The sequence below is a fragment of the Pseudomonas sp. NPDC088429 genome (assembly GCF_044753305.1).
GTDB classification, from domain to species: Bacteria; Pseudomonadota; Gammaproteobacteria; order Pseudomonadales; family Pseudomonadaceae; genus Aquipseudomonas; species Aquipseudomonas rustica.
The window spans coordinates 14,622-28,271 of record NZ_JBIVMX010000069.1; the positions used below are offsets into that span (position 1 = coordinate 14,622).

At 61.1% G+C, this 13,650-nt stretch carries 12 protein-coding genes and 2 pseudogenes; 3 read left to right on the plus strand and 11 right to left on the minus strand.

Annotated features, from left to right (window positions below):
* Positions 1 to 132: 132 nt before the first annotated feature.
* Together ACIP66_RS24340 and ACIP66_RS24345 are read right to left on the minus strand one after the other, a co-directional pair.
* Positions 133 to 714, minus strand: a complete 582-nt coding sequence (locus tag ACIP66_RS24340; RefSeq protein WP_016985893.1) for a mechanosensitive ion channel family protein — start codon at positions 712 to 714, stop codon at positions 133 to 135.
* Entirely contained in the window at positions 714 to 2,624 is a 1,911-nt protein-coding gene (locus ACIP66_RS24345) for an ATP-binding cassette domain-containing protein (RefSeq protein WP_053124941.1), read from the minus strand. The genes ACIP66_RS24340 and ACIP66_RS24345 overlap by 1 nt, the downstream gene beginning before the upstream one ends.
* A 50-nt stretch (positions 2,625 to 2,674) precedes the next feature.
* Here ACIP66_RS24345 and ACIP66_RS24350 point away from each other — a divergent pair, with 50 nt between their 5' ends.
* The gene (locus tag ACIP66_RS24350; protein ID WP_400651512.1) at positions 2,675 to 3,136 is read left to right on the plus strand and encodes a TIGR02444 family protein; all 462 of its coding nucleotides are present in this window, start codon (positions 2,675 to 2,677) and stop codon (positions 3,134 to 3,136) included.
* Here the strand turns inward: ACIP66_RS24350 and ACIP66_RS24355 are convergent.
* A complete protein-coding gene (locus ACIP66_RS24355; RefSeq protein WP_400651515.1) occupies positions 3,133 to 4,299 on the minus strand; it encodes an AlgP family protein in 1,167 nt (388 codons plus the stop codon). The genes ACIP66_RS24350 and ACIP66_RS24355 overlap by 4 nt on opposite strands.
* Before the next feature lie 193 nt (positions 4,300 to 4,492).
* Between ACIP66_RS24355 and ACIP66_RS24360 the strand changes: the two genes are divergently transcribed.
* On the plus strand, positions 4,493 to 5,158 hold the full coding sequence (locus ACIP66_RS24360) for an FKBP-type peptidyl-prolyl cis-trans isomerase (RefSeq protein WP_400651517.1): 666 nt from the start codon (positions 4,493 to 4,495) through the stop codon (positions 5,156 to 5,158).
* A gap of 58 nt (positions 5,159 to 5,216) precedes the next feature.
* On the opposite strand, the gene ACIP66_RS24365 is transcribed toward ACIP66_RS24360, so the two are convergent.
* The 8 genes and pseudogenes from ACIP66_RS24365 to ACIP66_RS24400 form a co-directional block, all read right to left on the minus strand.
* Positions 5,217 to 5,675, minus strand: coding sequence for an Rsd/AlgQ family anti-sigma factor (locus tag ACIP66_RS24365; RefSeq protein WP_053124949.1), 459 nt, complete (start codon positions 5,673 to 5,675; stop codon positions 5,217 to 5,219).
* A gap of 184 nt (positions 5,676 to 5,859) precedes the next feature.
* Positions 5,860 to 6,411 (minus strand): disulfide bond formation protein B, encoded by a 552-nt coding sequence (locus ACIP66_RS24370; RefSeq protein ID WP_053124951.1) that lies wholly within the window; start codon positions 6,409 to 6,411, stop codon positions 5,860 to 5,862.
* Positions 6,412 to 6,630: 219 nt separating this feature from the next.
* Complete coding sequence (locus tag ACIP66_RS24375) at positions 6,631 to 7,869, minus strand: heme biosynthesis protein HemY (RefSeq protein WP_053124954.1); 1,239 nt, start codon at positions 7,867 to 7,869, stop codon at positions 6,631 to 6,633.
* The gene (locus tag ACIP66_RS24380; RefSeq protein WP_053124956.1) at positions 7,866 to 9,008 is read right to left on the minus strand and encodes a uroporphyrinogen-III C-methyltransferase; all 1,143 of its coding nucleotides are present in this window, start codon (positions 9,006 to 9,008) and stop codon (positions 7,866 to 7,868) included. Before ACIP66_RS24380 ends, ACIP66_RS24375 begins: the two co-directional genes overlap by 4 nt.
* A gap of 16 nt (positions 9,009 to 9,024) precedes the next feature.
* Positions 9,025 to 9,786, minus strand: a complete 762-nt coding sequence (locus ACIP66_RS24385) for a uroporphyrinogen-III synthase (protein ID WP_400651522.1) — start codon at positions 9,784 to 9,786, stop codon at positions 9,025 to 9,027.
* A complete protein-coding gene (gene hemC / locus ACIP66_RS24390; RefSeq protein ID WP_159814389.1) occupies positions 9,783 to 10,724 on the minus strand; it encodes a hydroxymethylbilane synthase in 942 nt (313 codons plus the stop codon). Before hemC ends, ACIP66_RS24385 begins: the two co-directional genes overlap by 4 nt.
* A 138-nt stretch (positions 10,725 to 10,862) precedes the next feature.
* The gene (locus tag ACIP66_RS24395; RefSeq protein ID WP_007911111.1) at positions 10,863 to 11,609 is read right to left on the minus strand and encodes a LytTR family DNA-binding domain-containing protein; all 747 of its coding nucleotides are present in this window, start codon (positions 11,607 to 11,609) and stop codon (positions 10,863 to 10,865) included.
* Positions 11,606 to 11,809 (minus strand): annotated as a pseudogene (locus tag ACIP66_RS24400) (sensor histidine kinase); the annotation flags it as partial. The gene ACIP66_RS24395 and the pseudogene ACIP66_RS24400, both read right to left, overlap by 4 nt.
* A gap of 272 nt (positions 11,810 to 12,081) precedes the next feature.
* On the opposite strand from ACIP66_RS24400, the pseudogene argH reads away from it, so the two are divergent.
* Positions 12,082 to 13,475 (plus strand): annotated as a pseudogene (gene argH / locus ACIP66_RS24405) (argininosuccinate lyase).
* The last annotated feature ends 175 nt before the right edge of the window (positions 13,476 to 13,650 follow it).

Here is a 13,650-nt window from a genome sequence, read left to right on the forward strand (position 1 = left end):
TACCGATTTTTTGCTGAATGTTGCAGGTGCTCCTGAGGGCCCCTTCGCGAGCAAGCTCGCTCCCACAGTAGACCGCGATCAAATGTGGGAGCGAGCTTGCTCGCGAAGGCGTCAGAACAGACGCCGCAGAATCTACTTCTCGAAACCGCTAGACGGAAACACATCCGTCCCACGCCAACGCCGCACCGAGCGCTGGAAGAACAAACTGTTCGGCACCTGCACCATCGCGCTGCCAGTCCCCAACTCTTCCGCCTCGATCAGCGTGGTGTAGAGCAGATTGATCGCCACCACCCGGCCCTTCACCCCTGGCTTGTCCGTGGTGTCGACCAGTTCAACGATATCGCCCAGCCGAAACGGCCCAACCGTAAAGATCAGAATCGCGCAAAGCAGATTCGACAGCACACTCCACATCGCGAAGAAAGCGACCGCCGCCACCGCAACGAAACCCGACAGCGCCGTCCACAACACCGTGGCCGAGACGCCAAGGCGCTCCAAGACGAAGATCAGCGCGCTGCCCATGATCAGCCAGCGCAACACGCCGCGCAGCGGCATCAGCAACTGCGGCGGGAACGGATAGCGCTCGCCCAGTCGGGTCAGGCCTTTGGCAACGAAGCGCTGGGTGAGATAGCCGGCGAGCAGGATCAGCAGAATCTGCACGGTGAACCAGATTGGCTCGACCCACACCGCCGGCAGCGGCAGCTTGAACGCTTCCATCAGGACAGCGCCTCCAGCTCCGCCTGCATGCTTTCCAGCACCTCGAGGGCTTCCATCCACGCCTCTTCCAGCTCGCCTTCGCGAACCTTCAGTTTGGCCTGTTCGGCGAGCAGATCACGCAGCTCGTTCTTCCGTGCTGGCTCGTAGATGTCGCTGTCGCCGAGGCTGGCGTCGACCTTGGCGAGCTTCTCGTGGAGCTTGCCCAGTTCAGCTTCAAGCTTGTCGGCTTCGCGCTTGTGCGGCGCCAGTTGCTGACGCAGAGCAGCGGCAGCCTGACGCTGAGCTTTCTTGTCGGTCTTGTCCGGGTTGACCGGAGTGTTGCTGACCGGCGCGTTGCGCTGACGGTATTCCACCAGCCAGCGCGCGTAATCTTCGAGGTCGCCATCGAATTCTTCGACCTTGCCGTCCGCGACCAGGTAGAAATTATCGGTGGTGCTCTTGAGCAAGTGCCGATCGTGAGATACCACCAATACCGCGCCGCTGAATTCCTGCAGCGCCATGGTCAACGCCAGGCGCATTTCCAGGTCGAGGTGGTTGGTCGGTTCGTCGAGCAGCAGCAGGTTCGGGCGTTCCCAGGCGATCAACGCCAAGGCCAGACGCGCCTTTTCGCCACCGGAGAAATTCAGCACCGGCTCATCGATGCGCGCGCCACGGAAGTCGAAACCGCCGAGGAAGTCGCGCAGGGTCTGCTCGCGTTCGCTCGGCGCCAGACGCTGCATGTGCAGCAACGGGCTGGCCTTGGAGTCCAGCGAGTCGAGCTGATGCTGGGCGAAGTAGCCGACCACGGTGTTTTCACCACGGGTCAGACGCCCGGCGATCGGCGATAACTCACCGGCGAGGTTCTTGATCAGCGTCGATTTACCCGCGCCGTTTGGCCCGAGCAGGCCGATCCGCGCACCCGGGGTCAGTTGCAGCTTGACCTTCTCGAGGATGGTTTTGTCGCCGTAACCGAGGCTGGCATCGGACAGGTCGATCAGCGGGCTGGAGATCTTCGTCGACTCGCGGAAGACGAAGTCGAACGGCGAATCGACGTGGGCCGCCGACAACTCTTCCATGCGCTCCAGCGCCTTGATCCGGCTCTGCGCCTGACGGGCCTTGGTGGCTTGCGCCTTGAAGCGGGCGATGTAGCTTTCCATGTGCGCACGCTGCGCCTGCTGCTTCTCGTAGGCCTGTTGCTGCTGGGCCAGACGCTCGGCACGGGCGCGCTCGAAGGCGCTGTAGCCACCGCGGTACAAGGTGATCTTGCGCTGATCGACATGCGCGACGTGATCGACGACTTCGTCGAGGAAATCACGGTCGTGGGAAATCAGCAGCAAAGTGCCCGGGTAGTTTTTCAGCCACTCTTCGAGCCAGATGATGGCGTCGAGGTCCAAGTGGTTGGTCGGTTCGTCGAGCAGCAACAAATCCGACGGGCACATCAACGCTTGCGCCAGGTTCAGACGCATCCGCCAGCCGCCGGAGAAATCCCCGACCTGACGATCCATCTGCTCGTTGGTGAAACCGAGACCGGCGAGCAACTTGCGCGCCCGCGCATCGGCGGTGTAACCGTCGGCGCTGTCGAGTTCCGAGTGCAGACGGGCCTGAGCGGCACCGTCATGCGCGGCCTCGGCAGCGGCGAGGTCACGTTGCACCTCGCGTAGACGCAGGTCGCCATCGAGCACATAGTCGACGGCAAGGCGCTCGAGCGTCTCGATTTCCTGGCGCATGTGGGCGATGCGCCAGTCAGCCGGCAAGAAGCAATCACCCGAGTCGGGGTGCAGTTCGCCCCGAATCAAGGCGAACAGGCTCGATTTGCCGGCGCCGTTGGCACCGATGAGGCCGGCTTTGTGGCCGGCGTGCAGGGTCAGCTCGGCGTCTTCTAGCAGACGTTGCGGGCCACGCTGTAAAGTCAGGTTCTGAAGTCGGATCATAATGGCGGCGGAGTCTACCAGCTTCGCTCACAACTGGCGCGAGTAGCACGATGTCCTCTGACCTGTGGAGCTTTTCCCTTGCCACCTACGCCCGTCCGGGCGCGGAAGACGCCTGCCTGCAACTGCAAACGGCGGGCGCGAACGTGTGCCTGCTGTTGTGCGGTTTATGGCTGGAGCAACGCGGGGTGACCTGCGATGAACAACGCGTCAGCGAACTTCAGTCGCTGACCGGGCCTTGGGATATCGAAGTGGTGCAACCGCTGCGGACACTGCGTATGCAATGGAAAGCACGGGCGGTGGATGACGCGGTGTTGAAAGGCATGCGCGAGCAGATCAAATCACTTGAGCTGGAAGCTGAGCGAGCGTTGCTGTCACGGCTTGAAGGTGTGGCGCAGGAATGGACGCGAAACGCTGCAGGTTCGATGACCTGGCTTGAAGGCTTGGCCGGCACGGCGGCCAACCCGAACCGCGACGCGCTGCAAGTGCTGCGCGTCGCGGCGACCGGCGTTTAGGAAGCGCTGGTTGGGTTGTTGCTGGTGCTCGACACAGCGGCTGGCGATGGCGCAGTCGATGGCGTCGAGGTCGTAGCGGCTGGAGCAGGTGCGGCTGGCGCAGCCGACGCTGCCGGTGCGGCAGGTTTGGCGGCTGGCGCGGTAGCCGGTTTGGCCGCAGCTGGTTTGGCAGCGGCTGGCTTTTTAACGGCTGGTTTTGCGGCAGGTTTCGCAGCTGGCTTGGCGGCTGGTTTTGCAGCAGCAGGCTTGGCAGCAGCAGTTGCTGGTTTGGCAGCAGCGGCCGGTTTAGCGGCTGGCTTGGCTGCCGGTTTGGCGGCGGCTTTCACGGCTGGTTTTGCAGCCGGTTTTGCAGCAGCTTTGGCTGGCGCTTTTGCCGCAGGCTTGGCTGCTGCTGGTTTAGCGGCAGTCTTGGCAGCGGGTTTTGCAGCAGCAGTTTTAGCAGCAGGTTTTGCCGCAGCTTTGGCAGCAGGTTTGGCGGCCGGTTTAGCAGCGGCGGTTTTCGCTGGAGCAACTTTAGCAGCGGCTGGCTTCGCAGCTGGTTTAGCAGCAGCGGCACGGGTAGCCGGCTTGGCAGCGGCAGTCCGCGCAGCAGGTTTTGCCGCTGTGGTTTTAGCTGCTGGTTTTGCAGCGCTCGCCGCAGCAGGTTTCTTCACTGCAGGTTTTGCAGCCGCTTTGGTAGCTGGTTTTGCAGCGGCTTTCACCGGTGCTTTTGCAGCAGGCTTGGCAACGGATTTAGCAGCCGCTTTTGCAGCAGGCTTGGCCGAGCGAGTCGATAATACTTTGCCCACGGCTTCTTGAACGCGGCCCACACCCTGAGCAAGTTTCAGGCTTTCCTGGGCGTCGCGCTTGAGTTGCAGGATGTAGCTGCGGGTGTCGGACTGACGATCCTTCAGCGCATCGAGCAGGTCTTCCAGTTCTTTCACTGCGCCTTTGGCTTTGGTCTGTGCCTTGGCTTTACCGGCAGTGGCTGCGTCCTGCAATTTGGTGCGGGATTTGTGCAGTTTTTCTTGCGCCTTGCCGCGTTGCTTTTCCAGCTTGGCGAGCAGTTTTTCAGCATCAGCCAAGGCTTGCGAGCAAGCGTTTTCCAAATGCTCGAGCAGGCTGCCCGAGAGTTGTTGGAGTAAGTGCAACGGAGTGTTTACAGGCTTCTTGGTGGCCGACATGGTTTACCTCCTGGCTGACGTGAGTGCGGCTCATACTAGACCTCTGCTGACACCGCCGCTAGGTCATGTTGACAGTATCGAAACAGTTGCGTTGCAACGAAGTGAAAATGTTCTGCACAAAGGCAAAAGCAGTTCACCGTTGCAGACGTTTGCGCTGGCATAATCCAGCGCAATTCAGGACGGAGCAGTGACCATGTCGCGCTACTTTTTTTTATCCCTCTGCGTGATCTTTTCCGCAGCCCACGCTGACGAAAAATCCACTGCGAACGATGCTCACGATCTGGCCTACAGCCTCGGTGCCAGCCTGGGTGAACGGCTGCGTCAGGAAGTCCCGCAGCTACAAATTCAGGCATTGGTCGAGGGCTTGCAGCAGGCGTATCAAGGCAAGCCGCTGGCGCTGAGTGAAGCGCGTATCGAACAGGTTCTGGCCGATCACGAAGCGCAAAATGCCGAGCACTCGACACAGCCTTCGAGCGATGCCGCGATGGAAAACGAACAGCGTTTTCTCACCGATGAAAAAGCCAAACCGGGCGTGAAGGAATTGGCCGATGGCATCCTGCTGACCGAGCTCGCGCCAGGCACCGGCACCAAGGCCGGTCCGGATGGAAAAGTGCAGGTGCTGTATGTCGGTCGCTTGCCAGACGGCACCGTGTTCGATCAGAACACTCAGCCGCAATGGTTCAACCTCGACAGCGTGATCGCCGGCTGGCGCAGCGCTTTGCAAAACATGCCGGTGGGGGCGAAATGGCGTTTGGTGATTCCATCGGATCAAGCGTATGGCGCTGATGGTGCCGGCGACTTGATCGCACCGTTTACACCGCTGGTATTTGAAGTGGAGTTGCGCGGCGCGAGCAGTTGAGCAGGCAATAAAAAACGGTGCGCTTTGGGCGCACCGTTTTTTTGATCAGAGAAAAGAATCAGGCCTGAACCGGATCTTCTTCCTTGTGTGCTGTGTGCAGCACTTCGATCAGGCAGTCTTCGAGTTCGAAGCGCTCGTGCAGCAAACCACCGAGTTCTTTGAATTTCTCGGCAACGCATTTGCCTTCATCGCAAAGGTCATTGAACGCGAGCAGCTTCTCGGTGATGACGTCGATGCGCGGGTAGATTGTCTCGGCGAGCTCCAGACCGCGTTTGTCGTTGAACGCCTTGGCTTCGCCAGTCAGCTGTTCGTAGATTTCGAAGTGCCCGGCCGACACGTAATCGACCAGCACGCCGCAGAATTCCTGCAAAGGCTTGCGGCTCTCGGACAGCGACTCAGGCTGTGCACCGAGATTGTCGTAGGCACCGATCAGATCTTCACGCTCTTGCAACCAGCGGTCGATCAGCAGATGAACTCCACCCCAACGTTCCTGAGCATTCTGACAACTTTCGAGCATGGCGATCTCTCTTCCCTTGTGGGTCATGCTGCTCTACACCCGCGCCTCTCTTCTGGTTTATCGCTTGGAGGGCGGCCGGGCAGAGCGTCATCGAGCAACATAATTCCAATGACACGTGCGGGCCAGATTATGCCCGCGCGCCTATGGCATCAAGGTACGCAGGAGATAAAGTTCATACAAGTGTTTAATCCCTGACCAGCCCTTGGTGCGACGCTTCGCCGCTGAGCGGTCGTTGCAGAGCGTTGCAGACCAGCCGCAGCAGTTGATAAAACGCCAGAATCGACACCCCGACGAAGAACAGCAAACTCCATTCCGGGATGCTCAAATCGAACAGCGTCCAGGAAATTTCGGCGCAATCGGCGCTGCCGTTAAACATCCGCAGTGTTGCGCACAGCCACGGCAGACGGCTGAAAAGGGTCTCGGGATCGGGCGAACATTCCACCAGTTGCAACAGCGGATCACTCTGCAACAGCACCTGCCGCCAGGCCGCCGTCGTGCCCACCAGACTGGCACCCAGCGCCGCCAGCCAATAGAGCGACAGACCGACACGTTGCGGGCCATGCACCGCCGCCAAACCGCAGACGGCCGTCAGCAGCGTCAGGAACAAACGCTGCACCAGGCACAGACTGCACGGCGCCAGCCCGATCGCGTATTCGAGGTAATAGGAAGCTCCCAGGGCAACGGCCCCCGCAGTGAAAGCCATGAAAAACAAGGAGCGTGAGCAGGCCAACGACATGGCGTTTCCGTAACAGTAGAGACAGGTAGTTACGGTAGAGGAAAGCGCGTAAGCCTTTCAAGGCAAGGGGCTGCCGACACTTCGGCAAAGGTGTAGGGAAAACCCGACAGAGCAGGAAGGAAAAGAAGAAGGCGCTCGTAGGACTTTGCCTCTGGCGCCCATTTGCGGGGAATTATTCGGTCGGGAAACCTACACGAGGGAGCGAACTCCCTCGTCGATTCAGACGCGTGCCGGCACCGGCAATGGCGCCGCGAGCAGGCGTTCATCGAGCAGGCCAAGGCCTTCCTGGAACAGCTGATTACTGCGATCGGTGTCCCCGAGCTGCGCCAGCAGACGCGCCAGCTCCGCACAGGTTTCCGGGTTGCGCTGCACGCGCAGGCTGCTTTCCAGATAGTCGCGCGCCTTGCCCCACAGACTGGTCTGCAGACACAGACGACCCAGGGTCAGCAGCAAGCTCGGATCATTTGGATGTTCCTTGAGCCAGCCTTCAGCGGTCTGCAACTGACGCGCCGGATCGCTGCCGCGCACCAGACCATAGAGACGCGCCAGATGACTGTCGTACTGGCGCTTGAGCGCGGTGCGCAGCACTTCTTCCGCCTCGACCTGAGCGCCCAGCTGACGCAGTTGTTCGGCGTAGGCCAGCACCAGCGGCGCTTCTTGACGCTGAGCCGAAGTGAGTTGCTGCCACGCCCGCTGGAGCGACTGCAAACCCACGGTGCCGTCTTCTTCGCGGTGTGCAGCCAGCGAGAGGTTTTCACCCCAGGCGCGACGCTCCAGTTCAGACAGTTCAGCCGGCGGCAGCACTTTGTCTTTGCGCAGCTCTGGCAGCAGGCGAATCACCGCCGACCAATCGCCGCGCTGCTGATGCAGGCGATGCAATTGGCGCAGGGTTTGCGCGTTGTGCGGATGGCGTTCGTGCATGGCTTGCAGGGTGACCAGCGCACCGTCGGTGTCGCCACGATCGGTCTGCAACTGCGCATGACTCAGGGCAATCGCCAGTTCGGCTTGCGGCTGACGTTCCAGCGCACGCTCCAGCAGACGATCGCATTCTTCGTAATTGCCTTGCTCGTTGGCCGCACGGGCGGCTCCGAGGTAGTACAGCAGTGGCTGGCGCTCGGCCTCGGCGGCGCGAGAAAGATGCCGCTGCGCACTGGCCCAACGACCTTCGGCGAGATCCAGCTGACCGTGCTCGATCGCCACTTGCACACGACGGCTGCGATTGCGTCGCGACCAAGGATTGACCACACCGCTGGAAGCCATCACCAATTCAACCAAGGCCTTGATGCCCCAGATCAGCAGCCACAACACCGCGATCAGCCCGAGCGTTGCCCACAGGCTCGCTTCATAGCGGAAGCTCTTGTAGGCGATCAGCACGTAACCGGAATGCTGCGCCACCGCAAACCCAAGCGCTGCCGTCGCCGCGATCACCAGAAACACGATCACATACAGGCGTTTCATGGCGTGGCCTCCTGCGCAGGATTCGCGGCAGGTTTGGCGAACGGTTTCACCGATTCTTCAGCGTTGACGTTACGGCGTTCGAGATAGCCTTGCACTGCACTCAGGGTGCCGGTCATGTCCGGCGTGTTGACGGTGACCGGTTCTTTGCTCAGCTCGCCAACCTGTTCCAGCATCACTTTGCTTTGCGGGTTGTCCGGATTGAAATTGCCTTTGAGCACATCACGCGCTTCGGCCATGGCCTGGGTGTAAACCGGCGCCTGACCATTGAGGGCCGCCCACTGCGCCTGCTCCAGGGCCAGGCTCAGGGCCAGACGCACTTGACTCAGACTCTGCCCGGCCAGCAGCGGCCGCACGTTTTTATCCGCATTGAAATCGATGCGGATGTAACGCGAGACCTGATCCCACCACTGCGCCCAACGACTGGCGCCGTCACCGTCAGCCGTCAAGCCCAGCAGCGATTCACCGCGATCTTTGTACTCGGGCGCCAGCTCGGTGAGCCCGACCACCTGATCACGCAACGCGCCGATGCGCAGGAACAATCCGGTGCGATCCGGCTGCTCGGTGCTGCGCAGGGCGACGAGGGTTTTTGCCACTTGCTCGCGGGCCGCGAAGGCGCCCGGATCGTTCTGTTCGCGGAGGATTTCGTCGGCACCCTGCACCAGTGCCTGAGCGCTGCTGATGTCCTGCAACGCTGAAAGACGCAGGCTGGCCAGACGCAGCAGATGCTCGGCCTCGGCCAGACGCCAGTCCTTGCGACTTGCGCCGAGGACGGTTTCCAGACGTTGATTGAGGCGCTGTTGATCGCCCTGAAGCTGCGTCACCAGACGCTGGCGTTCGGCAAGTTCGTCGGCGCCCGGCAACTGCGCGAGGCGTTCGGTGAGGCGCTGCTCGTTGAGCTTCAGGGTCTGTGCCTGATCGTTCAGCGCCTGCACTTCACCCGACTGCGCTTGCGTGTTGGTCTGCAGGTGACGCACCTGCCAGACACCCCAGCCACCGATCGCGACGCCGGCTGCGCCGAGCAACAGGGCGACGATGGCCAGTCCATTGCCTCGGCGCGGCTCTTTGGCCGGCGGTGGAGTTTCAACCTGAGCATCGATCACAGGCTGGACATCATCTTTAGGCAAGGCTGTTTCGCTCACGTATCCATCCTTTGCATTAGAGAACGGGCCCGGGATTTTCCCGTAACGCCGTCAGCAAAGCCGCGGCATTCGCGCCGCGGCAATCCACAACTGTTTGAGCCCCGGCGGCACGTGCCAGCTCGGCGACTCTCGGGCTTGGTACAAACAACGGCAATTGCGCAATTTCCGGCCAGGCATCGCCGGCCATTTCGCGCAGGTGCTCAAAACCCTGTCCACTGCTGACCACCAGCCCGTTCAAGCGTTCCGCTTGCAACCGCCGTGGCAGCTCTTTCGGCGCGTACGCTGGCAGGTCGCGTCGATACAATTCCAGATACTCGACACTAGCACCTAGCGCGCGCAGACGCTCGGCGAGCAGCTCGCGCCCGCCCTCGCCACGCAGGATCATCACCTGCGCGCCGGGCTGGCTGACCGCTTCACGCAGACGCGGCAATTGCAGCAAGGCTTCGCTGTCATCGCCATCGTCCGGGAAGCTCACGTCAAGGCCATGCTCGCGCAGAATCTGCGCGGTCGCTGCGCCAACGCTGAACCACGGCATCGTCAGCGACGATGAATTGCCGAGCAGATCCAGCGCAATGCGTGCCGCCGGTTTGCTGACCACGATCACTGCGTTACAACTCTGCAAGCGCGCCATCGCCTGACGAATATTGTCAGAGACCGGCAGCGCAACAATGTCCAGAAGCGGCAAGCAGCTACTGAAAACACCCTGCGCCGCCAACGTCTCCGCCAGCGCCGCACAGTCTTCCGCAGGGCGCGTCAGCAGCAGGCGCCAAGCGGTCACTCGTGACCTGCCTCGCCATAGACTGCCTTGAGAATCTCGGCTGCGCCCTGGCTCAGCAAGTCTTCGGCGACCCGCACGCCCAACGCTTCGGCGTCGGCGCGCGGTGCGCGAGCTTCAGCGCTGAGCAGCAAGCCACCGCTCGGCTCGCCGACCAGACCGCGCAACCACAACTGCTCGCCTTCCAGCACGGCGTAGCAGGCGATCGGCACTTGGCAGCCACCATTCAGATGCTTGTTGAGGGCACGTTCGGCGGTCACGCGCGACGAGGTGTCGGCGTGATGCAGCGGTGCGAGCAAGGCGTGAATTTCAGTGTCGGCGCTGCGGCATTCGATGCCGACCGCGCCCTGGCCACCGGCCGGCAGGCTGTCATCGACACTGATCGCCGAGGTAATGCGTTCTTCGAAACCGAGGCGGATCAAACCGGCCGCGGCGAGGATGATCGCGTCGTACTCACCGGCATCGAGCTTGGCCAGACGCGTGTTGACGTTACCGCGCAGGAAGCGGATTTGCAGATCCGGGCGACGCGTCAGCAATTGCGCCTGACGACGCAGGCTCGAAGTGCCGACAATGGCGCCGGCAGGCAACGCATCGAGGCTGGCATAGGTGTTGGAAACGAAGGCATCGCGCGGGTCCTCGCGCTCGCAGATGCAGAACAGACCGAGACCTTCAGGGAAGTCCATCGGCACGTCTTTCATCGAGTGGACGGCGATGTCGGCTTCGTTTTCGAGCAGCGCGGTTTCCAGTTCTTTGACGAACAGACCCTTGCCGCCGATTTTCGACAGTGGCGAATCGAGCAGCTTGTCGCCGCGACTGACCATGGGCACCAGCGTCACCAGCAGGCCCGGATGGGCCGCTTCCAGACGGGCTTTAACGTATTCGGCCTGCCAGAGGGCCAGCGCACTTTTACGGGTGGCGATGCGGATTTCGCGAGAGGACATGGATCAATCCGTACTGAATAGATACGGCGGATAATAACAGCTCAGCCAAATCCACTTTGACTTGAATCAGCCTCGGCGCGGCCTCCCTGGCCCGCCATGCCCGGTGAAAAGAACAGTGAGCCGCCGGAAAAGTCCGGCTTACAGGCCCTGCATCATTTTGCGTACGCCGGCCACGTGCCGACGACTGACGATCAGCGCATCACCATTGAGGCCTTTGAGGAACAGCTGGAAATGGCCCAGCGGCGTGCGTTGCAGACGTTCGATGCGGTCGCGGGCGACCAAGGCGTTGCGGTGGATCCGCACAAAGCGTTCGCCGAATTCATCTTCGAGAGCCTTGAGCGGCTCATCAAGCAGCACTTCGCCGGCCTCGTGGCGCAAGGTCACGTATTTGTGGTCGGCAATGAAATAGACCACCTGATCCAGCGGGATCAGTTCGATGCCTTTGCGGGTACGGGCGCTGATATGGCTGCGCGGGCCGGTGCCACTTTCGGCAGCGGGACGGGTCAGGGCCGAGAGTTGCGCCCGGTTGGGGCGTTCTGCCCGTTTCAGGGCGTCATGCAGATGTTCAGTTCGCACGGGTTTCACCACATAGCCCACGGCGCTGGCCTGCAGGGCTTCCACGGCAAATTCATCGGGGCTGGTGCAAAACACCACGGCGGGCGGCGTTTCTCGTTCGCACAGACGGGCAGCGACTTGCAGGCCATCGAGACCTGGCATGCGGATATCGAGCAAGACGATATCCGGCTTGTGGCTGTCGATCAGTGCCAACGCCTCCTCGCCATTCGTGGCGCTGGGCTCCAGAACTGTATAACCCTCGAGCTCGCTCACCATTCGGCTGAGGCGCTCGCGAGCCAGTGGTTCGTCATCAACGATCAGGACATTCATATTGCGCTGGATTCCTGCGTGAGTCTCGCACAAGGATAGCGTAGACAGGTGAAGTGACGTCCGTCACCGCGATCCACGCTAAGACTAGCCCGAGCGCCAAAAAGTGCCGTACGTCGGCCAGCAATATTTGCCAGAGTCCGCGTCGTACCGCTCAAAGCCCGCTGTTTCTCGCGTTTTTCGCAGGGATTGCCGAAGGACAATTACACCCACCCCCTCTTCTTATAGTCGGCGACCAGACCTTTGCGCGATCCAAAGTCGCGCCGACCCTTATGTCCTACTGTAGACGCTCGTCGGGCCGATATTGCTCAATCGAAAAATATCCTTACGCAAATCCCCCGGGAGCAGTGCCGACTGTGGCCGGTTCGATGAGAAAAAAACGTATCGACCAGTGTCAACGACAGGATTGGCAACCCTGTTATTATCCGCGCCAGCGTTTCACGCCTTTTTTCTTCAAGCCGATACGAGCGAATTCATGAGCACTGACAAGACCAATCAGTCCTGGGCGGCCGCTTCAGTGAACCCGTCGACGCCTTCGTCGCCCGCTTCACCGCCTCCGTCACGTTCGACCAGCGCCTGTATCGCCACGACATCATGGGCTCGATCGCCCACGCCACCATGCTGGCCAAGGTCGGCGTGCTGACCGATGCCGAGCGCGACAGCATCATCGACGGCCTGAACACCATTCAGGGCGAAATCGAAGCCGGCCAGTTCGACTGGCGCATCGACCTCGAAGACGTGCACATGAACATCGAAGCACGCCTGACCGATCGCATCGGCGTCACCGGTAAAAAACTGCACACCGGGCGTAGCCGTAACGACCAGGTCGCCACCGACATCCGCCTGTGGCTGCGTGACGAGATCGACCTGATCCTCGCCGAAATCACCCGTTTGCAAAAAGGCCTGCTGGGGCAAGCCGAGCGCGAAGCCGCGAGCATCATGCCCGGCTTCACTCACCTGCAGACCGCGCAGCCAGTGACCTTCGGGCACCACATGCTGGCCTGGTTCGAAATGCTCAGCCGCGATTACGAGCGTCTGGTCGACTGCCGCAAGCGCACCAACCGCATGCCGCTGGGCAGCGCTGCGCTGGCCGGCACCACCTACCCGATCGACCGCGAATACACCGCACAACTGCTCGGTTTCGACGCCGTCGGCGGCAACTCGCTGGACAACGTTTCCGATCGCGACTTCGCCATCGAATTCTGCTCGGCCGCGAGCATCGCGATGATGCACTTGTCGCGTTTCTCCGAAGAGCTGGTGCTCTGGACCAGCGCGCAGTTCCAGTTCATCGATCTGCCGGATCGTTTCTGCACCGGCAGCTCGATCATGCCGCAAAAGAAAAACCCTGACGTGCCAGAACTGGTGCGTGGCAAGACCGGCCGTGTGTTCGGTGCCTTGATGGGCCTGCTGACCTTGATGAAAGGCCAGCCGCTGGCCTACAACAAGGACAACCAGGAAGACAAAGAGCCGCTGTTCGACGCCGCCGACACCCTGCGCGACTCGCTGCGGGCCTTTGCCGACATGATCCCGGCGATCAAACCGAAGCACGCGATCATGCGTGAAGCGGCGCTGCGTGGTTTCTCCACCGCGACCGACCTGGCGGATTATCTGGTGCGTCGCGGTCTGCCGTTCCGTGATTGCCACGAGATCGTTGGTCATGCGGTGAAATACGGCGTGGACACTGGCAAGGATCTGGCCGAGATGAGCCTGGAAGAACTGCGCCAGTTCAGCGATCAGATCGAGCAGGACGTGTTTGCCGTGCTGACCCTGGAAGGCTCGGTGAATGCCCGTGACCATATCGGCGGGACTGCGCCGGCGCAGGTCAAGGCTGCTGTGGTGCGTGGTCAGGCGCTGATCGCCAGCCGCTAAAAGAAAAAGCTTCGCGAGCAAGCCCGCTCCCACAGGGGATTTATGTCGATCACAGATTCTGTGTACAACATAAATCCAAATGTGGGAGATTCTATGGTTGCGAACAACGTTTTTTAGGCAGTTTTGCTGACGTATGCTTTCTCGCTCTTCAGCAGCGCGTATGCAATACGCGCGA